The organism is Saccharopolyspora hirsuta (assembly GCF_008630535.1).
GTDB classification, from domain to species: Bacteria; Actinomycetota; Actinomycetes; order Mycobacteriales; family Pseudonocardiaceae; genus Saccharopolyspora; species Saccharopolyspora hirsuta.
Map to the genome: position 1 here is coordinate 169,129 of NZ_VWPH01000006.1, position 18,862 is coordinate 187,990.

31 protein-coding genes are annotated in these 18,862 nt (G+C 68.0%); 29 read left to right on the forward strand and 2 right to left on the reverse strand.

Annotated features, from left to right (window positions below):
• Nucleotides 1–155 precede the first annotated feature (155 nt).
• From tuf to map, 25 genes are all read left to right on the forward strand, one after another.
• Nucleotides 156–1,349, forward strand: a complete 1,194-nt coding sequence (gene tuf, locus F1721_RS14070; RefSeq protein ID WP_150067113.1) for an elongation factor Tu — start codon at nt 156–158, stop codon at nt 1,347–1,349.
• Between the two features lie 717 nt (nt 1,350–2,066).
• Nucleotides 2,067–2,372, forward strand: coding sequence for a 30S ribosomal protein S10 (gene rpsJ, locus F1721_RS14075; protein WP_009948626.1), 306 nt, complete (start codon nt 2,067–2,069; stop codon nt 2,370–2,372).
• Between the two features lie 36 nt (nt 2,373–2,408).
• Complete coding sequence (gene rplC, locus F1721_RS14080) at nt 2,409–3,059, forward strand: 50S ribosomal protein L3 (RefSeq protein WP_150067114.1); 651 nt, start codon at nt 2,409–2,411, stop codon at nt 3,057–3,059.
• Complete coding sequence (rplD, locus tag F1721_RS14085) at nt 3,059–3,742, forward strand: 50S ribosomal protein L4 (RefSeq protein ID WP_150067115.1); 684 nt, start codon at nt 3,059–3,061, stop codon at nt 3,740–3,742. Before rplC ends, rplD begins: the two co-directional genes overlap by 1 nt.
• Nucleotides 3,739–4,038 carry a 50S ribosomal protein L23 gene (gene rplW, locus F1721_RS14090; protein ID WP_150067116.1) on the forward strand — a complete coding sequence of 100 codons (300 nt, stop codon included), beginning with the start codon at nt 3,739–3,741 and terminating at the stop codon, nt 4,036–4,038. The genes rplD and rplW overlap by 4 nt, the downstream gene beginning before the upstream one ends.
• A 29-nt stretch (nt 4,039–4,067) precedes the next feature.
• Nucleotides 4,068–4,901, forward strand: a complete 834-nt coding sequence (gene rplB / locus F1721_RS14095) for a 50S ribosomal protein L2 (protein ID WP_150067117.1) — start codon at nt 4,068–4,070, stop codon at nt 4,899–4,901.
• A gap of 18 nt (nt 4,902–4,919) precedes the next feature.
• Nucleotides 4,920–5,201, forward strand: a complete 282-nt coding sequence (gene rpsS / locus F1721_RS14100; RefSeq protein WP_093155222.1) for a 30S ribosomal protein S19 — start codon at nt 4,920–4,922, stop codon at nt 5,199–5,201.
• Between the two features lie 43 nt (nt 5,202–5,244).
• A complete protein-coding gene (gene rplV / locus F1721_RS14105) occupies nt 5,245–5,664 on the forward strand; it encodes a 50S ribosomal protein L22 (protein WP_029536138.1) in 420 nt (139 codons plus the stop codon).
• Complete coding sequence (gene rpsC, locus F1721_RS14110; RefSeq protein ID WP_150067118.1) at nt 5,664–6,500, forward strand: 30S ribosomal protein S3; 837 nt, start codon at nt 5,664–5,666, stop codon at nt 6,498–6,500. Before rplV ends, rpsC begins: the two co-directional genes overlap by 1 nt.
• A gap of 3 nt (nt 6,501–6,503) precedes the next feature.
• Nucleotides 6,504–6,923 (forward strand): 50S ribosomal protein L16, encoded by a 420-nt coding sequence (gene rplP, locus F1721_RS14115; protein ID WP_093414186.1) that lies wholly within the window; start codon nt 6,504–6,506, stop codon nt 6,921–6,923.
• A complete protein-coding gene (gene rpmC, locus F1721_RS14120; protein WP_093155216.1) occupies nt 6,923–7,165 on the forward strand; it encodes a 50S ribosomal protein L29 in 243 nt (80 codons plus the stop codon). The genes rplP and rpmC overlap by 1 nt, the downstream gene beginning before the upstream one ends.
• On the forward strand, nt 7,162–7,440 hold the full coding sequence (rpsQ, locus tag F1721_RS14125; RefSeq protein ID WP_150067119.1) for a 30S ribosomal protein S17: 279 nt from the start codon (nt 7,162–7,164) through the stop codon (nt 7,438–7,440). The genes rpmC and rpsQ overlap by 4 nt, the downstream gene beginning before the upstream one ends.
• Nucleotides 7,441–7,593: 153 nt before the next feature.
• Nucleotides 7,594–7,962 carry a 50S ribosomal protein L14 gene (gene rplN, locus F1721_RS14130; protein WP_150067120.1) on the forward strand — a complete coding sequence of 123 codons (369 nt, stop codon included), beginning with the start codon at nt 7,594–7,596 and terminating at the stop codon, nt 7,960–7,962.
• Between the two features lie 76 nt (nt 7,963–8,038).
• Complete coding sequence (gene rplX / locus F1721_RS14135) at nt 8,039–8,353, forward strand: 50S ribosomal protein L24 (RefSeq protein ID WP_093155211.1); 315 nt, start codon at nt 8,039–8,041, stop codon at nt 8,351–8,353.
• A 2-nt stretch (nt 8,354–8,355) separates the two neighbouring features.
• A complete protein-coding gene (rplE, locus tag F1721_RS14140) occupies nt 8,356–8,919 on the forward strand; it encodes a 50S ribosomal protein L5 (RefSeq protein ID WP_150067121.1) in 564 nt (187 codons plus the stop codon).
• Nucleotides 8,920–8,922: 3 nt separating this feature from the next.
• Nucleotides 8,923–9,108, forward strand: coding sequence for a type Z 30S ribosomal protein S14 (locus F1721_RS14145; RefSeq protein ID WP_150067122.1), 186 nt, complete (start codon nt 8,923–8,925; stop codon nt 9,106–9,108).
• A gap of 228 nt (nt 9,109–9,336) precedes the next feature.
• On the forward strand, nt 9,337–9,735 hold the full coding sequence (gene rpsH, locus F1721_RS14150; protein ID WP_150067123.1) for a 30S ribosomal protein S8: 399 nt from the start codon (nt 9,337–9,339) through the stop codon (nt 9,733–9,735).
• Between the two features lie 16 nt (nt 9,736–9,751).
• The gene (rplF, locus tag F1721_RS14155; RefSeq protein WP_150067124.1) at nt 9,752–10,291 is read left to right on the forward strand and encodes a 50S ribosomal protein L6; all 540 of its coding nucleotides are present in this window, start codon (nt 9,752–9,754) and stop codon (nt 10,289–10,291) included.
• A 2-nt stretch (nt 10,292–10,293) separates the two neighbouring features.
• Nucleotides 10,294–10,695, forward strand: coding sequence for a 50S ribosomal protein L18 (rplR, locus tag F1721_RS14160; RefSeq protein WP_170301479.1), 402 nt, complete (start codon nt 10,294–10,296; stop codon nt 10,693–10,695).
• Between the two features lie 35 nt (nt 10,696–10,730).
• On the forward strand, nt 10,731–11,342 hold the full coding sequence (rpsE, locus tag F1721_RS14165; protein ID WP_150067126.1) for a 30S ribosomal protein S5: 612 nt from the start codon (nt 10,731–10,733) through the stop codon (nt 11,340–11,342).
• Between the two features lie 5 nt (nt 11,343–11,347).
• Nucleotides 11,348–11,530: a 50S ribosomal protein L30 gene (rpmD, locus tag F1721_RS14170; protein WP_150067127.1), complete on the forward strand. Its 183-nt coding sequence runs from the start codon at nt 11,348–11,350 to the stop codon at nt 11,528–11,530.
• Between the two features lies 1 nt (nt 11,531).
• Nucleotides 11,532–11,981, forward strand: coding sequence for a 50S ribosomal protein L15 (gene rplO / locus F1721_RS14175; protein WP_150067128.1), 450 nt, complete (start codon nt 11,532–11,534; stop codon nt 11,979–11,981).
• A gap of 429 nt (nt 11,982–12,410) precedes the next feature.
• Nucleotides 12,411–13,724 (forward strand): preprotein translocase subunit SecY, encoded by a 1,314-nt coding sequence (gene secY, locus F1721_RS14180; RefSeq protein ID WP_150067129.1) that lies wholly within the window; start codon nt 12,411–12,413, stop codon nt 13,722–13,724.
• 172 nt (nt 13,725–13,896) lie between these two features.
• The gene (locus tag F1721_RS14185) at nt 13,897–14,451 is read left to right on the forward strand and encodes an adenylate kinase (protein ID WP_150067130.1); all 555 of its coding nucleotides are present in this window, start codon (nt 13,897–13,899) and stop codon (nt 14,449–14,451) included.
• A gap of 72 nt (nt 14,452–14,523) precedes the next feature.
• Nucleotides 14,524–15,318, forward strand: a complete 795-nt coding sequence (gene map / locus F1721_RS14190) for a type I methionyl aminopeptidase (RefSeq protein ID WP_150067131.1) — start codon at nt 14,524–14,526, stop codon at nt 15,316–15,318.
• A gap of 313 nt (nt 15,319–15,631) precedes the next feature.
• Here the strand turns inward: map and F1721_RS14195 are convergent, their stop codons facing one another.
• Nucleotides 15,632–16,234 (reverse strand): class I SAM-dependent methyltransferase, encoded by a 603-nt coding sequence (locus tag F1721_RS14195; RefSeq protein ID WP_150067132.1) that lies wholly within the window; start codon nt 16,232–16,234, stop codon nt 15,632–15,634.
• A gap of 207 nt (nt 16,235–16,441) precedes the next feature.
• Entirely contained in the window at nt 16,442–17,104 is a 663-nt protein-coding gene (locus F1721_RS14200) for a class I SAM-dependent methyltransferase (protein ID WP_246154860.1), read from the reverse strand.
• Nucleotides 17,105–17,487: 383 nt separating this feature from the next.
• On the opposite strand from F1721_RS14200, the gene infA reads away from it, so the two are divergent.
• The 4 genes from infA to rpsK all read left to right on the forward strand — a co-directional run bounded on the left by infA (nt 17,488) and on the right by rpsK (nt 18,836).
• Nucleotides 17,488–17,709, forward strand: coding sequence for a translation initiation factor IF-1 (infA, locus tag F1721_RS14205; protein WP_009948665.1), 222 nt, complete (start codon nt 17,488–17,490; stop codon nt 17,707–17,709).
• Nucleotides 17,710–17,763: 54 nt separating this feature from the next.
• A complete protein-coding gene (rpmJ, locus tag F1721_RS14210; RefSeq protein WP_010315372.1) occupies nt 17,764–17,877 on the forward strand; it encodes a 50S ribosomal protein L36 in 114 nt (37 codons plus the stop codon).
• A 151-nt stretch (nt 17,878–18,028) separates the two neighbouring features.
• Nucleotides 18,029–18,406, forward strand: coding sequence for a 30S ribosomal protein S13 (gene rpsM / locus F1721_RS14215; RefSeq protein ID WP_150067133.1), 378 nt, complete (start codon nt 18,029–18,031; stop codon nt 18,404–18,406).
• 25 nt (nt 18,407–18,431) lie between these two features.
• On the forward strand, nt 18,432–18,836 hold the full coding sequence (gene rpsK / locus F1721_RS14220; RefSeq protein WP_150067134.1) for a 30S ribosomal protein S11: 405 nt from the start codon (nt 18,432–18,434) through the stop codon (nt 18,834–18,836).
• Nucleotides 18,837–18,862: the final 26 nt, after the last annotated feature.

Below are 18,862 nucleotides of genomic sequence, written 5' to 3' on the forward strand. Positions count from 1 at the left end.
GCGAAGGCGACCCGGGGGAGCAATCCCCTCCAGTTCGGCGGCGTGCGGGCCGCCACCCGCAAGGGCTGCGGTCCGCACGTCACCTACCCGACAGGACTCCGCCTGGCACACCAAGTCGTACGGCGGAAAGTTAACAAGTCCAGGAGGACAATCCAGTGGCGAAGGCGAAGTTCGAGAGGGACAAGCCGCACGTCAACATCGGGACCATCGGTCACGTTGACCACGGCAAGACCACGCTCACCGCAGCCATCACCAAGGTTCTGCACGACAAGTACCCGGAGCTGAACCCCTTCACGCCGTTCGACGAGATCGACAAGGCGCCGGAGGAGCGCGAGCGCGGCATCACCATCCAGATCGCGCACGTCGAGTACCAGACGGAGAAGCGTCACTACGCCCACGTCGACGCTCCGGGTCACGCCGACTACGTGAAGAACATGATCACCGGTGCCGCGCAGATGGACGGCGCGATCCTGGTGGTCGCGGCGACCGACGGCCCGATGCCGCAGACCCGCGAGCACGTGCTGCTGGCCCGCCAGGTCGGCGTGCCCTACATCCTGGTCGCGCTGAACAAGGCCGACATGGTCGACGACGAGGAGATCCTCGAGCTCGTCGAGATGGAGGTCCGCGAGCTGCTGTCCGCCCAGGAGTTCCCGGGCGACGACGTGCCGGTGGTCCGCGTCTCCGCGCTGAAGGCGCTGGAGGGCGACGCCGAGTGGGGCGAGAAGATCGTCGAGCTGATGAACGCCGTCGACGAGAACGTCCCGGACCCGGTCCGCGACGTCGAGAAGGCGTTCCTGATGCCGATCGAGGACGTCTTCTCGATCACCGGCCGCGGCACCGTGGTCACCGGCCGCATCGAGCGCGGTGTCATCAAGGTGAACGAGGAGGTGGAGATGGTCGGCATCAAGGAGAAGCCGATCAAGACCACCGTCACCGGCGTCGAGATGTTCCGCAAGCTGCTCGACGAGGGCCAGGCGGGTGACAACGTGGGTCTGCTGATCCGCGGCGTCAAGCGCGAAGAGGTCGAGCGCGGCATGGTCGTCGTGAAGCCCGGCACCACCACCCCGCACACCGAGTTCGAGGCGCAGGTCTACATCCTGTCCAAGGACGAGGGCGGGAGGCACACGCCGTTCTTCAACAACTACCGTCCGCAGTTCTACTTCCGCACCACCGACGTGACCGGTGTGGTGACCCTCCCCGAGGGCACCGAGATGGTCATGCCGGGCGACGACACCGCCATGTCGGTGCAGCTGATCCAGCCCATCGCGATGGACGAGGGTCTGCGCTTCGCCATCCGCGAGGGTGGCCGCACCGTCGGTGCCGGTCGCGTCACCAAGATCATCAAGTGACGTGGCGAGGGCCCGCCTCCGCTCCGGCGGGGGCGGGCCCTCTGCGTTAGGTCCAAGGACGTGCTGTGGAGAGCCAGTCTTTGAAGCGGCGAAGCCGCTTAGCCCACCTGCGCAGGGTCACCACCGGCGGGTTCTCAGGCGTCGTCCTCGCGAGGACAGCCTCGACGCCGTGTATTGGACATACATAAGTCGAGGCTCCCGCAGTCGAGGCGGCGTCTGAGGTTCCGCTACGGGACCACCTATGCAAGTTGGGTGCAGCACAGTTCTTGGCCGAAATGCACCCCCGATTTTGGCTGGCACAGCCCGTGTGTCATCCTGTATGGGTTGCTCGTTCAGGGCGGCTGGAAATTCGAAGCAGTTCGAAGCTCCGGCCGCCTTGCTGCGAGGGCCTCGGGCCCTTGTTCCGGTTCAGGACCGCCCTCCGGCGGTGCTGATGCCACCGGTTCCCGGTAGGCGGACCGAACGGGGCGCAAGAAGGTGTACGGGCCGCAAGGCCCACCCCATCGGCGACGTTCGAGGGGACCGGTGTGCGGTAGCCGGGCGACACGCCCGACCGCGTGTACCGGGCACCAGATACCTGAACAGGGGCGGACTGAGAGCTGTGGCGGCTCCCGGGATCGGGGACCACACCAGGCTGAGGCCGCGTGGGGCACCGGTGCGGTGCACCCGCACCCAAGACCAAACCGCGGCACGAGACTAGAGGAACGGCAAGCCACTATGGCGGGACAGAAGATCCGCATCCGGCTCAAGGCCTACGACCACGAGGCGATCGACGCGTCTGCGCGCAAGATCGTCGAGACCGTGACGCGCACCGGCGCTCGGGTCGTTGGGCCGGTGCCGCTGCCCACGGAGAAGAACGTCTACTGCGTCATCCGCTCCCCGCACAAGTACAAGGACTCGCGGGAGCACTTCGAGATGCGGACGCACAAGCGGCTCATCGACATCCTCGAACCGACGCCGAAGACGGTTGACGCGCTGATGCGCATCGACCTGCCGGCCAGCGTCGACGTGAACATCCAGTAAGGCACGGCGACGAGGTAGCTGGAGAGAACGAGACCTATGTCTGACAGGCAGATCAAGGGGATTCTGGGCACCAAGCTCGGCATGACCCAGGTCTTCGACGACAAGAACCGGGTCGTCCCGGTGACCGTCGTGCAGGCCGGGCCGAACGTGGTCACCCAGATTCGGACCCCCGAGAAGGACGGCTACTCGGCCGTGCAGCTGGCGTTCGGCGCCATCGACCCGCGCAAGGTGAACAAGCCGCGGAGCGGCCACTTCGCCAAGGCCGGTGTCACCCCGCGCCGCCACGTCGTCGAACTGCGCACCGCGGACGCCGGCGAGTACGAGCTGGGCCAGGAGATCAGCGCCGACCTCTTCGAGGCGGGCGCCGTGGTCGACGTCGTCGGCACCAGCAAGGGCAAGGGCTTCGCGGGCACCATCAAGCGCCACGGCTTCCGCAGCCAGGGCGCGAGCCACGGTACCCAGGCGGTGCACCGCAAGCCCGGTTCCATCGGTGGCTGCGCCACCCCCGGCCGCGTGTTCAAGGGCATGCGGATGGCCGGGCGCATGGGTCGGGACCGCGTCACCACCCAGAACCTGAAGGTCCACAAGGTGGAGGCCGAGACCGGCCTGCTGCTGATCAAGGGCGCAGTGCCCGGCCCGAAGGGCGGCCTGGTCCTGGTTAAGAGTCCTGCGAAGGGTGGTGCGTGATGAGCCTGACGCTCGACGTCCGTACCCCGGACGGTAAGACCGACGGCACCGTCGAACTGCCCGCCGAGATCTTCGACGTGCAGGCCAACGTGGCGCTGATGCACCAGGTCGTGGTGGCCCAGCTGGCCGCTGCGCGCCAGGGCACCCACGCCACCAAGACGCGCGGCATGGTGTCCGGCGGCGGCAAGAAGCCGTACCGCCAGAAGGGCACCGGCAACGCCCGCCAGGGCTCGATCCGCGCCCCGCAGTTCACCGGCGGTGGCACCGTCCACGGCCCGCAGCCGCGGGACTACTCCCAGCGGACCCCGAAGAAGATGAAGGTCGCCGCGCTGCGCGGTGCCCTCTCCGACCGGGTTCGCGCCGGCCAGCTGCACGTGGTGACCGGTGTGGTCGGCGGCGAGCAGCCGTCCACCAAGTCGGCCAAGACCGCGCTGCGGAACTGGACCGAGGCCAAGAAGGTTCTGGTTGTGCTCAACCGCAACGAGGAGGAGACCTCGTGGCTGAGCCTGCGGAACCTGCAGAACGTGCACCTGATCGACCCCGGTCAGCTGAACACCTACGACGTGCTCAACAGCGACGACGTGGTGTTCACCAAGGCCGCGTTCGAGCGCTTCGTCGCGGGCCCCGTCAAGGGCCGGTCGGTCAAGGCCGCCGCGTCTTCCGCAGAGGAGGCAGAGCAGTGAGCGCCGACCCGCGAGACATCATCCTTGCGCCGGTGATCTCCGAGAAGAGCTACGGGCTGCTCGAGCAGGGGCAGTACACCTTCCTGGTGGACCCGCGCTCGAACAAGACCGAGATCAAGATCGCGGTCGAGAAGATCTTCGACGTCAAGGTCACCAGCGTCAACACGATCAACCGCCAGGGCAAGCGCAAGCGGAGCCGCACCGGCTTCGGCAAGCGCAAGAACACCAAGCGGGCGATCGTCACCCTGTCGCCGGAGAGCAAGCCGATCGAGATCTTCGGCGGACCGGCCGCCTGAGGGCTGATTAGGACGAGGTTGCGTTAACCATGGGCATTCGCAAGTACAAGCCGACGACGCCGGGTCGTCGCGGCTCGAGCGTGTCCGACTTCGCCGAGATCACCCGGTCGGAGCCGGAGAAGTCGTTGGTGCGGCCGCTGAACCGCAAGGCGGGCCGCAACGCTCAGGGCAAGATCACCACGCGGCACAAGGGCGGCGGCCACAAGCGGGCCTACCGCCTGATCGACTTCCGCCGCAACGACAAGGACGGTGTGCCGGCCAAGGTCGCGCACATCGAGTACGACCCGAACCGCAGCGCTCGGATCGCGCTCCTGCACTACGCCGACGGCGAGAAGCGGTACATCATCGCGCCGAACGGGGTCAAGCAGGGCGACGCCATCGAGAGCGGTGCGCGGGCCGACATCAAGCCGGGCAACAACCTGCCGCTGCGCAACATCCCGACCGGCACCGTGATCCACGCGATCGAGCTCCGCCCCGGACAGGGCGCGAAGATCGCTCGCTCGGCCGGCGCCCGGGTGCAGCTGGTGGCCAAGGACGGGCCGTACGCCCAGCTGCGGATGCCTTCGGGCGAGATCCGCAACGTGGACGCGCGGTGCCGGGCCACCGTCGGCGAGGTGGGCAACTCGGAGCACGCCAACATCAACTGGGGCAAGGCCGGCCGCATGCGGTGGAAGGGCAAGCGCCCGACCGTCCGCGGTGTCGTCATGAACCCGGTGGACCACCCGCACGGTGGTGGTGAGGGCAAGACCTCCGGTGGTCGCCACCCGGTCAACCCGAAGGGCAAGCCGGAGGGCCGCACCCGCCGCCGCAAGCCCAGTGACAAGCTCATCGTCCGCCGCCGTCGCACCGGCAAGAAGCGCTGAGCAGGGAGGTAAGCAAACATGCCACGCAGCCTGAAGAAGGGCCCGTTCGTGGACGACCACCTGCTCAAGAAGGTGGACGCGCTGAACGAGTCGGGCAAGAAGACCGTGATCAAGACCTGGTCCCGCCGGTCCACGATCATCCCGGACATGCTGGGTCACACCTTCGCGGTGCACGACGGCCGCAAGCACGTCCCGGTGTTCGTCACCGAGGCGATGGTCGGGCACAAGCTGGGCGAGTTCGCCCCGACCCGAACCTTCAAGGGCCACGTCAAGGAAGACCGGAAGTCGCGCCGCCGCTGAGGCGGGTCTGTGACACGAACGAGTAAGAGCAAGGGGTAGCAGGATGACAGCCCGTACCGACTCCACTGCTGCGGAGGAATTCCCGCACGCAGTGGCGCGGGCCCGGTTCGTCCGCGTGTCGCCGATGAAGGCGCGCCGCGTGGTCGAGCTCATCAAGGGCCGGAGTGCCGCCGACGCCCTGGCCGTGCTCCAGTTCGCGCCGCAGACCGCCAGCGGTCCGGTGTCGAAGGTGCTCGCCAGCGCGATCGCCAACGCTGAGAACAACCTCTCCCTCGACCCGGAGACGCTGGTCGTGCGCCACGCGTACGTGGACGAGGGGCCGACGTTGAAGCGCTTCCGGCCGCGTGCGCAGGGTCGCGCGTACCGGATCCGCAAGCGGACCAGCCACATCACGGTCGAGGTCGAGTCCCGGCCGAAGGCGGCGACCAAGTCCCGAAAGAGCCAGAAGGGGAGTGCCCGGTAGTGGGTCAGAAGATCAACCCGCACGGCTTCCGACTCGGCATCACCACGGACTGGAAGTCCCGCTGGTACGCCGACAAGCAGTACTCGGAGTACGTCGCGGAGGACGTCAAGATCCGCCGGCAGCTGTCTCGCGGCATGGAGCGCGCTGGGATCTCCAAGGTCGAGATCGAGCGCACCCGCGAGCGGGTCCGGGTGGACATTCACACCGCTCGGCCGGGCATCGTCATCGGCCGTCGCGGTGCCGAGGCGGACCGCATCCGCGGTTCGCTGGAGAAGCTGACCGGCAAGCAGGTCCAGCTCAACATCCTCGAGGTCAAGAACCCCGAGGCGGACGCCCAGCTGGTCGCGCAGGGCGTGGCCGAGCAGCTGTCCAACCGCGTGTCCTTCCGGCGCGCGATGCGCAAGGCCATCCAGTCGGCCATGCGCTCGCCGCAGGTCAAGGGCATCCGGGTGCAGTGCGGCGGTCGCCTGGGCGGCGCGGAGATGTCCCGCTCGGAGTTCTACCGCGAGGGCCGGGTTCCGCTGCACACGCTGCGCGCGGACATCGACTACGGCTTCTTCGAGGCCCGCACCACCTTCGGCCGCATCGGCGTCAAGGTGTGGATCTACAAGGGCGAGCTGGTCGGTGGCCTGAAGCAGAAGCAGCAGGAGTCCGAGGTCCGTCCGCCGCGCGGCGGCGACCGCGGTGAGCGCGGTGGCCGTTCCGACCGCGGTGGTCGTCGCCGGGGCTCCGGCGGCGCGGACCGCGCTGCAGCTGACAAGTCCGCCAAGGCCGACAAGGCCGCGGAGGGCGAGCAGCCGCAGGCTGCTGCGGCTGAAGAGAAGACGGAGGGCTGAGACGTGCTCGTCCCACGCAGGGTGAAGTGGCGCAAGAGCCACGCACCGAAGCGCAAGGGCTTCGCCAAGGGTGGCACCAGGATCAGCTTCGGTGAGTACGGCATTCAGGCGATCGAGCACGGCTACGTGACCAACCGCCAGATCGAGTCGGCCCGTATCGCGATCACCCGGCACGTCAAGCGTGGCGGCAAGGTGTGGATCAACATCTTCCCGGACCGCCCGCTGACCAAGAAGCCCGCCGAAACCCGTCAGGGTTCCGGTAAGGGTTCGCCGGAGTCCTGGGTCGCCAACGTCAAGCCCGGACGCATCATGTTCGAGCTGACCTTCCCGAACGAGAAGACGGCGATCGAGGCGCTGACCCGTGCGGCGCACAAGCTCCCGATGAAGTGCAAGATCGTGTCCCGCGAGGGTGGTGACTTCTGATGGCAGCGGGTGTCACCGCTTCCGAGCTCCGCGAACTCAACGAGGAGGAGCTCGTCCAGCGGCTGAAGGAGGCGAAGGAGGAGCTGTTCAACCTCCGCTTCCAGATGGCCACCGGTCAGCTGAGCAACAACCGGCGGCTGCGCACGGTCCGGCAGGACATCGCCCGGATCTACACGATCATGCGAGAGCGCGAACTGGGCCTGACGGTTTCCCCCGAAGGCGCTGAGGAGGGCGCGGCATGAGCGAGAAGGAAGGTCAGGGCGTGGAGCGCAACCGCCGCAAGGTGCGCGAGGGCTACGTCGTCTCGGACAAGATGGACAAGACGATCGTGGTCTCCCTCGAGGACCGCAAGAAGCACGCCCTCTACGGCAAGGTCATGCGGCAGACCAGCAAGGTCAAGGCGCACGACGAGGCCAACACGGCCGGTGTCGGCGACCGCGTGCTGCTGATGGAGACTCGGCCGCTGTCGGCCAGCAAGCGCTGGCGGCTCGTCGAGATCCTCGAGAAGGCCAAGTAAGACGAAGGTGTGCGGCCCGGTCGGCCGCGGGGGAGACCCAGCGGCCGGCCGGGCCTCGTGCCGGAAGTTGACCGCGCGCGTCAGGTCGGAAATTTGGCGCGCCAGAGTGTGCTCGGGCAACCGAGCCCGAGTACTTAGGGTCAGGAGAAAGACGTGATCCAGCAGGAGTCGCGACTGCGCGTCGCCGACAACACCGGGGCCAAGGAGATCCTCACGATCCGTGTCCTCGGTGGGTCGGGTCGGCGCTACGCGGGCCTCGGGGACATCATCGTGGCCACCGTCAAGGAGGCCATCCCCGGCGCCAACGTCAAGAAGGGCGATGTGGTCAAGGCCGTCATCGTCCGGCAGAAGAAGGAGAAGCGTCGTCCGGACGGGTCCTACATCCGGTTCGACGAGAACGCTGCGGTGCTGGTGAAGCCGGGCGGCGAGCCGCGCGGTACCCGCATCTTCGGGCCGGTCGCCCGTGAGCTGCGCGACAAGAAGTTCATGAAGATCATCTCGCTCGCGCCGGAGGTCTTGTGATGAAGGTCCAAGCAACACGGCGCGACACGGGGTTTGCCAGCCGGACCACCGCACTGTCTCCGGAGGTGTCGATCTGATGAAGGTCAAGAAGGGCGACACGGTCGTCGTCATCTCCGGCAAGGACAAGGGCGCCAAGGGCAAGGTCATCAAGGCCATGCCGCAGGAGCAGCGGGTCCTGGTCGAGGGTGTCAACCGGATCAAGAAGCACACCAAGGTCTCCCGGACCGAGCGTGGCGCGCAGTCCGGCGGCATCGTGACCCAGGAAGCGCCGATCCACGTGAGCAACGTGATGGTCGTGGACTCCGACGGCAAGCCCACCCGAGTCGGCTACCGCATCGGTGAGGACGGCAAGAAGGTTCGCATCTCTCGTCGTAACGGTAAGGACATCTGATCATGACGACCGCTGAGAAGATCGTCCCGCGGCTCAAGACCCGTTACCGCGAAGAGATCCGCCAGGCGCTGAACGAGGAGTTCAACTACTCCAACGTCATGCAGGTGCCCGGCGTGGTCAAGGTCGTGGTCAACATGGGTGTTGGCGACGCCGCTCGGGACAGCAAGCTGATCGAGGGTGCGGTTCGCGACCTGGCCACCATCACCGGTCAGAAGCCGGAGATCCGGCGGGCCCGCAAGTCCATCGCGCAGTTCAAGCTGCGCGAGGGCATGCCGATCGGCGCGCGGGCCACCCTGCGCGGCGACCGGATGTGGGAGTTCCTGGACCGCCTGGTCACCATCGCGCTGCCGCGCATCCGCGACTTCCGCGGGCTGTCGCCGAAGCAGTTCGACGGCCGGGGCAACTACACGTTCGGCCTGAACGAGCAGTCGATGTTCCACGAGATCGACCCGGACAGCATCGACCGTCCGCGCGGCATGGACATCACCGTCGTGACCACGGCCACCAACGATGAGGAGGGCCGGGCGCTGCTGAAGCACCTGGGCTTCCCGTTCAAGGAGAACTGAGCGATGGCCAAGAAGGCGCTGGTTATCAAGGCTTTGCGCAAGCCGAAGTTCAGCGTTCGCGGCTACACCCGCTGCCAGCGCTGCGGGCGTCCGCGTGCGGTGTTCCGCAAGTTCGGGCTGTGCCGGGTGTGCTTCCGCGAGATGGCGCACGCGGGCGAGCTGCCCGGCGTGAGCAAGTCCTCCTGGTGATGTGCCCGCCTGCTGGGGTGATGCCGGCTACCGGTACCCTCAGCAGGCGCTACCAGGGCTGATGCCCACGCTCCGCGGCTCTGAGCCGTGCTTGCACGCGAAATGACTAGGAGCTGGCCCCCCGGGCCGGGCTCCCGAACTTCGTCCAGGCCAGGGCCCAGACGCGCCACCCCCGGGTGGTGTCCGGTCGGGGCCCATCGGAACCAGACGAGAAAGGTTGAGCAGGTCATGACGATGACCGATCCGATCGCAGACATGCTGACGCGTCTGCGCAACGGAAACTCGGCATACCACGACGAGGTCGTGATGCCGCACTCCAAGCTGAAGGCGAACATCGCCGAGATCCTCAAGCGGGAGGGCTACGTGTCCGGCTCCCGCGTCGAGGAGGGCGAGAAGGGCAAGCAGCTCGTCGTCGAGCTCAAGTACGGCCCGAACCGCGAGCGGAGCATCGCGGGCCTGCGCCGGGTCTCCAAGCCCGGTCTGCGGGTCTACGCCAAGTCCACCAACCTGCCCAAGGTGCTGGGTGGCCTGGGCGTCGCCATCATCTCGACCTCCGGCGGTCTGCTGACCGACCGGCAGGCCATGAAGAAGGGCGTGGGCGGGGAAGTCCTCGCCTACGTCTGGTAAGGGAGGAGGAGCGGCAATGTCGCGCATCGGAAAGCTGCCGATCACCGTCCCCTCCGGCGTCGAGGTGACCATCGACGGCCAGGCGGTGACGGTCAAGGGCCCGAAGGGCACGCTGCAGCACCAGGTCGCCGAGCCCATCGTCGTCGAGCGGGACGAGGATGGTGCGGTGCTGGTCAAGCGCCCCGACGACGAGCGGGAGAGCCGTTCGCTGCACGGGCTCACCCGGACCCTGGTGAACAACATGATCATCGGGGTCAGCCAGGGCTACGAGAAGGCCCTGGAGATCCACGGCGTCGGTTACCGCGTGCTGCTGAAGGGATCGAACCTCGAGTTCTCCCTCGGTTACAGCCACCCCATCGTGATCGAGCCGCCGGAAGGCATCCAGTTCGCCGTTGACGGGCCGACCAAGCTGTCGGTCAAGGGCATCGACAAGCAGCTGGTCGGCGAGATCGCGGCCAGGATTCGCAAGCTGCGCAAGCCCGACCCGTACAAGGGCAAGGGTGTCCGCTACGCAGGTGAGAACATCCGCCGCAAGGTCGGGAAGACGGGTAAGTGACCATGAGCGAGACGACAGCTACCAAGCGCAAGCCGGTGGGCAAGGACATCTCGACCAAGCGTCGGCTTGCCCGCGCCAAGCGGCACACGCGCATCCGCAAGAAGATCCTCGGCACGGCCGAGCGCCCGCGCCTGGTCGTGACCCGGTCGCTGCGCCACATCGTCGCCCAGGTCATCGACGACACCAAGGGGCACACCCTGGCGTCGGCCAGCAGCCTGGAAGCCGACGTCCGTGCGTTCGAGGGCGACAAGAAGGCCAAGGCCACCAAGGTCGGCGAGCTCGTCGCCGCCCGGGCCAAGGACGCCGGCATCGAGAAGGTCGTCTTCGACCGCGGCGGCAACGACTACCACGGTCGGGTCGCTGCGCTGGCGGACGCCGCGCGTGACGGCGGACTGGAGTTCTGACAAGTGGGTAAGAACGAGAACGGAAGGGACGCCTGATGCCTGGACGCACTCGGCGTGAGGGCGGGGAGTCCGGCGGCAAGGACCGCCGGGACCGCCGCGACGGCGGCCGTGGCGGGGCGGCCCAAGAGAAGACCCCGCAGTTCGAACGCGTCGTGACCATCAACCGCGTCGCCAAGGTCGTCAAGGGTGGTCGGCGCTTCAGCTTCACCGCGCTGGTCGTCGTCGGCGACGGTGACGGCATGGTCGGTGTCGGTTACGGCAAGGCCAAGGAAGTTCCGGCGGCCATCGCCAAGGGCGTCGAGGAGGCGAAGAAGAACTTCTTCCGCGTCCCGCGCCTGGGCGGCACCATCACGCACCCGGTGCAGGGCGAGGAGGCGGCCGGCATCGTGCTGCTGCGCCCGGCCAGCGCCGGTACCGGTGTCATCGCCGGTGGCCCGGTGCGCGCGGTGCTGGAGTGCGCCGGCATCCACGACGTGCTGAGCAAGTCGCTGGGCAGCGACAACCCGATCAACATCGTGCACGCCACGGTCAATGCGCTGAAGCAGCTGCAGCGGCCGGAGGAGGTCGCGGCTCGTCGTGGCCTCCCGCTCGAGGACGTCGCTCCGGCGTTCATCCTGCGCGCGCGTGCTGCGGGGCAGGGGGTCTGACCGACATGGCACAGCTGAAGATCACCCAGGTTCGCGGTCTGGTCGGCAGCAAGCAGAACCAGCGCGACACCATGCGCACCCTCGGGCTGCGCAAGATCCGTCAGTCCGTGGTTCGTCCGGATGACTCGAACGTGCGCGGCATGATCAAGACCGTCCGTCACCTGGTGACGGTCGAGGAGGTCGACTGACATGGTCATCAAACTGCACGACCTGCGTCCGGCCCCCGGTGCCAAGCGCGACAAGATCCGCGTCGGCCGCGGTGAGGGCTCCAAGGGCAAGACCGCGGGCCGCGGCACCAAGGGCACCAAGGCCCGGAAGAACGTCTCCCCGCGCTTCGAGGGCGGGCAGATGCCGATCCACATGCGGCTCCCGAAGCTCCGCGGCTTCAAGAACCGCTTCCGCACCGAGTACCAGGGTGTGAACGTCGGTCGGCTGGCGCAGGCGTTCCCGGAGGGCGGCACCGTCGGCATCGACGAGCTGGTCGCCAAGGGCCTGGTCAAGAAGAACGAGCTGGTGAAGATCCTCGGCGACGGGGACCTCGAGGGCGTCAAGCTGGACGTGACCGCGCACGCGTTCACGGGCAGCGCCCAGGAGAAGATCACCGCTGCGGGTGGTTCGGTCACCAAGCTGGACCGCTGACGAAGCAGCACCGATGAGGGCCGGTCGACTTCGCGTCGATCGGCCCTCACCGTTTTTCCCAATCGGGTGATGTCGAGAACTCGCCACTTCCCACGTCACCCCGCGGACGCACAATTTCGTGAGGAATTGACATTCACCCGGGTGACGGTCGATTTCGCGCGGAATTGCGCCTGGCGCCGGTGACCGGTGCTGCGGGGTTCCCTTGCTGCGCAGGGGTTTTGGTGGTGCGGTGGGGTGCTCCGGAGTGGTGCTGGCGGGGGTGTTCGCCATCGGCGTACGCCGTGATCAGGTGTGAGGCTTCGGTCGCCGAACGTGGCGGGCTCGCGGCCTGCTAGAGTCGCCCCGGCAGTGCCGTGATGAACGGGTGCTGCGGAAATTGCCGCATCTTTCCCCGGCCGGTTCCGACCGGCTCGCGTACAGGAGGTTCGCGTGCTCGGCGCCTTCCGCTCGGCTCTGGCGACGCCGGACCTGCGCCGCAAGATCCTGTTCACCCTCGGCATGGTGGTGCTGTACCGGCTCGGCGCGACGATCCCCTCGCCGGGGGTGTCGTACCCGAACATCCAGCAGTGCATCGAGCAGATCGAGGGCAGCGGCTCGCAGAGCGTCTACTCCCTGCTCAACCTCTTCAGCGGTGGCGCGCTGCTGCAGCTGTCGGTGCTGTCGCTGGGCATCATGCCCTACATCACCGCGAGCATCATCATCCAGCTGCTGCAGGTGGTCATCCCGCGCTTCGAGCAGCTGAAGAAGGAAGGCCAGTCCGGCCAGGCGAAGCTGACCCAGTACACCCGGTACCTGACGATCGCGCTGGCGATCCTGCAGGGCACCGGCGTGGTGGCGCTCGCCGTGCGCGGTCAGCTGTTCCAGGGCTGCTCGGTCTCGCCGATCCCGGACGACTCGGTGCTGAACCTGATCACCATCGTGATCGTCATGACCGCCGGTGCGGCGGTGCTGATGTGGATGGGCGAGCTGATCACCGAGCGCGGCATCGGCAACGGCATGTCGCTGCTGATCTTTGTCTCCATCGCGGCCCGCATCCCGGCCGAGGGCGGCGCGATCCTGCAGTCGCACGGCGGCCTGGTGTTCGCCGTGGTCTGCGCCTTCGCGGTCGTGATCATCGGCACCGTGGTGTTCATCGAGCAGGCCCAGCGCCGGATCCCGGTGCAGTACGCCAAGCGCATGATCGGCCGCCGGATGTACGGCGGCACCTCCACCTACCTGCCGCTGAAGGTGAACCAGGCGGGCGTCATCCCGGTCATCTTCGGTTCCTCGCTGCTGTACCTGCCGCAGCTGATCGGCCAGCTGGCCGGCAACCAGGACACCTGGTGGGCGCGGTTCATCCAGACCTACATCGTCGACCCGTCCAGCTGGGTGCACATCCTGCTGTACATGGCGCTGATCGTCTTCTTCGCCTACTTCTACGTGTCGATCACGTTCAACCCGGAAGAGCGCGCCGACGACATGAAGAAGTTCGGCGGCTTCATCCCGGGCATCCGGCCGGGGCGGCCGACCGCCGAGTACCTGAACTTCGTGCTCTCGCGGATCACCCTGCCGGGCGCGCTGTACCTGGGCATCATCGCGATCCTGCCGAACTTCTTCCTCGGCATCACCGGTGGTCAGGGCCAGAACCAGAACTTCCCGTTCGGCGGCACCGCGGTGCTGATCATGGTCAACGTCGGCCTGGACACCGTGAAGCAAATCGAGAGCCAGCTCACGCAGCGCAAGTACGAGGGATTCCTCCGGTAAGCTGTGCGGTCCGGGCGCGGCTTCGCCGTGCCCGGAAACCGCAGGTTCCGGCATGCCTGGTGCGACCCAGGTCCATGCGTGGGGTTGAGCAGCGGTCGCTCGCAGGCAGGTGGGCGCCGCGCAGCGCTCGTCAGGAGTTGGCGTGCGATCGGATTGATTCGGAGGCAGACCCTTGGTGCGATTGGTTCTCGTCGGCCCGCCCGGTGCGGGCAAGGGCACCCAGGCGGCCGTGCTGAGCGAGCAGCTCGGCGTTCCGCACATCTCCACCGGTGACCTGTTCCGCGCCAACATCGGCAACGAGACCCCGCTCGGCCAGAAGGCCAAGAGCTACATGGACGCCGGTGAGCTGGTTCCGGACGAGGTCACCAACGAGATGGTGCGCGACCGCCTCGCCGACGAGGACGCGGCCAAGGGCTTCCTGCTGGACGGCTACCCCCGCAACACCGCGCAGGCCGACGTGCTGCGCGAGATGCTGGCGGAGAAGGGCGTCGAGCTCACCGCCGTGCTGCAGTTCGACGTGCCGGAGGAGGAGCTGGTCAAGCGCATGCTGGCGCGCGGCCGCTCGGACGACACCGAGGACGTCATCCGCCGTCGGCTGGCGGTCTACCGCGAGGAGACCGAGCCGCTGCTGTCCTACTACCGGGACCGGATCATCAAGATCGACGCGGTGGGCTCGGTCGAGGAGATCACCGCCCGCGCGCTGGACGCGCTCCGCGACCGCGGCTGAGCCGGACGCGGCAGCCCGGACCGGCACCGGCGGGTCCGGGCAGTTCCGAGATTCTTTGCGAAGGTGAGTGCGTTGTTGCGTCGGGGGAAGGGCATCGAGCTCAAGTCTCGTGGCGAGATCGAGGCGATGCGCGCGGCGGGCCTGGTGGTCGCCCGCGCGCTCGCAGCGGTGACTGCCCAGGCCAAGGCCGGGGCGAGCACCGGTGAGCTGGACGAGGTCGCCGAGCAGACCATCCGCGATGCGGGGGCGGTGCCGTCCTTCAAGGGCTACCACGGCTTCCCGGCGTCCATCTGCGCCTCGCTGAACGAGAAGGTCGTGCACGGCATCCCGTCGCGCGACGAGGTCCTGGCCGAGGGCGACCTGCTCTCGGTGGACTGCGGCGCGATCCTGGACGGCTGGCACGGCGACTCCGCGGTGACGCTGGCGATCGGCGAGGTCAGCGCGAAGGACCGCGCCCTGTCGGCCGCCACCGAGGCCTCGATGTGGGCCGGGATCGAGCAGGTCCGGGCGGGCAACCGGCTGACCGACATCTCGCACGCGGTGGAGACCGCGGCGCTCGCGGCGGCGAAGGCCGACGGGCTGGAGTACGGGATCATCGCCGAGTACGGCGGCCACGGCATCGGCACCCAGATGCACATGGAGCCGTTCCTGCCGAACCTCGGCAAGCCGGGCCGCGGGCCGAAGCTGCGCGTCGGGATGGCGATCGCGGTGGAGCCGATGCTGACCCTGGGCACGGCGGAGACCGAGGAGCTCGACGACGAGTGGACCGTGGTGACGGCCGACGGCTCCCGCGCCGCGCACTGGGAGCACACCGTGGCCATCACCGAGGACGGCCCCTGGGTCCTCACCGCCCCCGACGAGGACTGACGCGCCGCGATTTCCATCGAAATCGGATCTCCGACTTCAATGGAAATCGCGCTAGTCGTCCACGACCTCCGGTTTGTCGGGTTTCGGTGCGCCGGTGGGACGCGATTTCAATGGAAATCGGATGTCCGATTTCCATTGAACTTGTTCATCCTGTCCGTGGACCGCAGCTGCGAAGGGCGACCGGCACCGGTCGGCAGGTGTCGCATGCGCCGCAGGCGCATAGCCCACCCTCGCAGCTTGCACCGGCGCTGAGGTTCCGCCACTTGCACCGCCACGCAGAACGAGGTTGGGAAAACCTCAGTGAAATCGCACCTCACTTCGGGCGGCGGCAGGCGTAGACGCGGGCCGGGGGGACGTTGCGCCAGATCGTGGACCTCGGCATGACCTCGTCGAACGTGTCGTGCAGGGCGGTGAGGAACTCCCGCGTCGGCGGTCGCCACAGCGTCGTCAGGTAGGTGACCGTGGTGAACACCCCGTCGGCCGACATCACCGAGGCCGCCTCGTGCAGCAGGTCGCGCTGCTTCTCCGCGGGCAGGAGGGTCCACGGGATGCTGCTGATCACCGCGTCGACCCGGTCCACGCCCGCCGCGTCGAGGAGCTTGCGCAGGTGGGTGGCGTCGCCCTCGATCACCTCCAGCCACGGCTTGGTGCGCTGCAGGAACCGGACCATCTTCGGGTCGATCTCGACGGCCAGGTGACGCGCGCCCTCGGCGAGGCGCCGCTGGATCGGCCCGCTGAGCGCGCCGGTGCCGGGCCCGAGCTCCAGCACCGTCGGTGCGCCCGAGCTGGGCACCACGGCGGCCACCGCCTCCGCGACGTACCGAGACGTCGGCAGCACCGCGCCCACCGTGGACGGCTGCCGGGCTGCGCTGTTCAGGAACGTCCAGTACTCGCGCAGCTTCCTTCGCTTGCTCACGCCTTCTCCTACCATCCAGTGGAACGCCGCGACGGTAACCCCTCCACGGTCCGCAGCGCGCAACCGTTCACGGCCCGTCGCGGGGTGTGGCGGAGCGGAGTTGGCCCATCGCGCTGCGTGGTCGGCGGCCGCGTCGGTCGGGTCATGCTCCGAGCATGCGCCGACGGGCGGCCGGGGACCTCCGGGAGCTTCCCGGGGAGACCCCGGTCACTGCAGCGGGCGGCGGCAGATGTAGTGCAGGATCGGCGGCAGGTTCCGCCACGTGGTGTGGGTCAGCACCTCGTCGAAGACGTGCTCCAGCCGGTTGCGGAACCGGCGGCCGCCGGGCGTCTGGTCGGCGGGCAGGTAGGTGAGCGCGGTGAACGCGCCCTGCGGCGCGAGCGCCTCCGCGGCCTGGCGCAGGACGTGGTCCTGGGCGTCGGCGTGCATCAGCGACCACGGGATGCTGCTGATCACCGCGTCGACCTGGGTGATGCCGCGCTTGTCCAGCAGGGCCAGCAGGTCGCCGGCGTCGGCGTGCACGACCTCCAGCCACGGCTTGTGCTCCCGCAGGTGCTCGACCATGCCCTCGCCGAGCTCGATGCCGATGTGCCGCGCCCCCTGCGGCAGGCGGGCGTGGATGCCGTTGCTCAGCGAGCCGGTGCCGGGCCCCAGCTCGACCACCACGGGCGTGCCGGTGGTGGGCACCACCTGGGCGACGGTCGCCGCGACGGCGGCCGAGGTCGGGGTGGCGGCACCGACCATCCTGGGGTTGCGGACCGCGGTCCGGAGGAAGGTCCGGTACTCGCCGAGCTTGCGGTTGGCGGTCCGGGCTACCCGGTCCAGCCACGGCGCGGTGCGCGGGTCGCGTTGGTCCTGCTGGGATGTCACGCTGCTCCTCGGTTCTCCCCTGTTGTGGGCCTCGACCGCGGTGTCGATGATTGATCGAACGTAGTGAGGCCGGGAGCGCCCCCGCAAGCCGCCGCGGTGACGCAGTGACCCGAGCGTGGAAGTTCGGTTACCCTGCGTGTGCGGAACCGCGTTGAGCTGCCCCGATGTGGAGGGGCGAATCGGCGGCGCGTACGATGGAACATCGGCGCGCTCCTGGCGTCGGTTCGTTGTGCCTGGTTAACCGTTCCCGAGTGTGCGGGACGGGACTTCCGCGGTGTACCGGACCGGGGGCAGGTGTGCGTCCGTCGCGGGTGCCGGGGCCTCCGGTGCCGGCGGCAGGGACTTAGGTCCGCAAACCGTCACCGTCACGAAACGCGGAGGACATGGGCAAGAAAGACGGGGCCATTGAGGTCGAGGGTCGGGTGATCGAGCCACTCCCCAACGCGATGTTCCGCGTCGAGTTGGAGAACGGCCACAAGGTCCTCGCACACATCAGTGGCAAGATGCGCCAGCACTACATCCGCATCCTGCCTGAGGACCGGGTCGTGGTGGAGCTCTCGCCGTACGACCTTTCCCGTGGGCGCATCGTCTACCGCTACAAGTGACCTCCACGGTGTTCGGGGGATCCCGGACACGCGTTCGAGCAGGAGAGCACGACCGTGAAGGTCCAGCCGAGTGTGAAGCGAATCTGCGACAAGTGCCAGGTCATCCGCCGTCACGGGCGGGTGCTGGTGATCTGCGACAACGCCCGACACAAGCAGCGTCAGGGCTGAGCTCGCACCAGTCGCGAAACGACAAGTGAAGGAACTCCCGCCACCAATCGACCCGTGAGTGGGTCGGCTGACCCCCGGACCAGGCCGGGGCCCCGCTGCTGCGGGGACGGGGCGGGAGCAGACCTGGACTGACAGAAGGAGAAGGAGCCGCATGGCACGGCTCGTCGGAGTCGACCTCCCGCGCGAGAAGCGCATGGAGATCGCGCTCACCTACATTTTCGGGATCGGCAAGACCCGGGCGAAGGAGATCCTCGCCGGGACCGGCGTCTCGCCCGACGCCAAGCCGCGCGACCTCGATGACGAGCAGCTCACCAAGCTGCGCGACTTCATCGAGAACAACTACCGCGTCGAGGGCGACCTCCGCCGCGAGGTCCAGGCCGACATCCGCCGGAAGATCGAGATCGGGTGCTACCAGGGGCTGCGGCACCGCCGCCACCTCCCGGTGCACGGGCAGCGGACCAAGACCAACGCCCGCACCCGCAAGGGCCCGAAGAAGACGGTCGCCGGCAAGAAGAAGGCCAAGAAGTAAGCCTCGCTAGGAGTTAGCTAAAGCTATGCCACCCAAGGCTCGCCAGGGCGCCGTCAAGAAGGTGCGGCGCAAGGAAAAGAAGAATGTCGCGCACGGTCAGGCGCACATCAAGAGCACCTTCAACAACACCATCGTCTCGATCACCGACCCGACCGGTGCGGTGATCAGCTGGGCCTCCGCGGGCCACGTCGGGTTCAAGGGCTCCCGCAAGTCCACCCCGTTCGCCGCGCAGATGGCCGCCGAGAACGCGGCCCGCAAGGCCGCCGAGCACGGCATGAAGAAGGTCGACGTCTTCGTCAAGGGCCCGGGCTCGGGTCGCGAGACGGCGATCCGGTCGCTGCAGGCGGCCGGTCTCGAGGTCGGCACCATCCAGGACGTCACCCCGCAGCCGCACAACGGCTGCCGCCCGCCGAAGCGTCGTCGGGTCTGAGTCGCGGGAAAGGAGTAAGGAACAAA

What these genes read in the sequence shown, in the direction of transcription:
- rpsJ (WP_009948626.1), top strand. Translation starts at nt 2,067, where the DNA reads ATGGCGGGACAGAAGATCCGCATCCGGCTCAAGGCCTACGACCACGAG.
- rplC (WP_150067114.1), top strand. Translation starts at nt 2,409, where the DNA reads ATGTCTGACAGGCAGATCAAGGGGATTCTGGGCACCAAGCTCGGCATG.
- rplD (WP_150067115.1), top strand. Translation starts at nt 3,059, where the DNA reads ATGAGCCTGACGCTCGACGTCCGTACCCCGGACGGTAAGACCGACGGC.
- rplB (WP_150067117.1), top strand. Translation starts at nt 4,068, where the DNA reads ATGGGCATTCGCAAGTACAAGCCGACGACGCCGGGTCGTCGCGGCTCG.
- rpsS (WP_093155222.1), top strand. Translation starts at nt 4,920, where the DNA reads ATGCCACGCAGCCTGAAGAAGGGCCCGTTCGTGGACGACCACCTGCTC.
- rplV (WP_029536138.1), top strand. Translation starts at nt 5,245, where the DNA reads ATGACAGCCCGTACCGACTCCACTGCTGCGGAGGAATTCCCGCACGCA.
- rpmC (WP_093155216.1), top strand. Translation starts at nt 6,923, where the DNA reads ATGGCAGCGGGTGTCACCGCTTCCGAGCTCCGCGAACTCAACGAGGAG.
- rpsQ (WP_150067119.1), top strand. Translation starts at nt 7,162, where the DNA reads ATGAGCGAGAAGGAAGGTCAGGGCGTGGAGCGCAACCGCCGCAAGGTG.
- rplX (WP_093155211.1), top strand. Translation starts at nt 8,039, where the DNA reads ATGAAGGTCAAGAAGGGCGACACGGTCGTCGTCATCTCCGGCAAGGAC.
- rplE (WP_150067121.1), top strand. Translation starts at nt 8,356, where the DNA reads ATGACGACCGCTGAGAAGATCGTCCCGCGGCTCAAGACCCGTTACCGC.
- F1721_RS14145 (WP_150067122.1), top strand. Translation starts at nt 8,923, where the DNA reads ATGGCCAAGAAGGCGCTGGTTATCAAGGCTTTGCGCAAGCCGAAGTTC.
- rpsH (WP_150067123.1), top strand. Translation starts at nt 9,337, where the DNA reads ATGACGATGACCGATCCGATCGCAGACATGCTGACGCGTCTGCGCAAC.
- rplF (WP_150067124.1), top strand. Translation starts at nt 9,752, where the DNA reads ATGTCGCGCATCGGAAAGCTGCCGATCACCGTCCCCTCCGGCGTCGAG.
- rplR (WP_170301479.1), top strand. Translation starts at nt 10,294, where the DNA reads ATGAGCGAGACGACAGCTACCAAGCGCAAGCCGGTGGGCAAGGACATC.
- rpsE (WP_150067126.1), top strand. Translation starts at nt 10,731, where the DNA reads ATGCCTGGACGCACTCGGCGTGAGGGCGGGGAGTCCGGCGGCAAGGAC.
- rpmD (WP_150067127.1), top strand. Translation starts at nt 11,348, where the DNA reads ATGGCACAGCTGAAGATCACCCAGGTTCGCGGTCTGGTCGGCAGCAAG.
- rplO (WP_150067128.1), top strand. Translation starts at nt 11,532, where the DNA reads ATGGTCATCAAACTGCACGACCTGCGTCCGGCCCCCGGTGCCAAGCGC.
- infA (WP_009948665.1), top strand. Translation starts at nt 17,488, where the DNA reads ATGGGCAAGAAAGACGGGGCCATTGAGGTCGAGGGTCGGGTGATCGAG.
- rpsM (WP_150067133.1), top strand. Translation starts at nt 18,029, where the DNA reads ATGGCACGGCTCGTCGGAGTCGACCTCCCGCGCGAGAAGCGCATGGAG.
- rpsK (WP_150067134.1), top strand. Translation starts at nt 18,432, where the DNA reads ATGCCACCCAAGGCTCGCCAGGGCGCCGTCAAGAAGGTGCGGCGCAAG.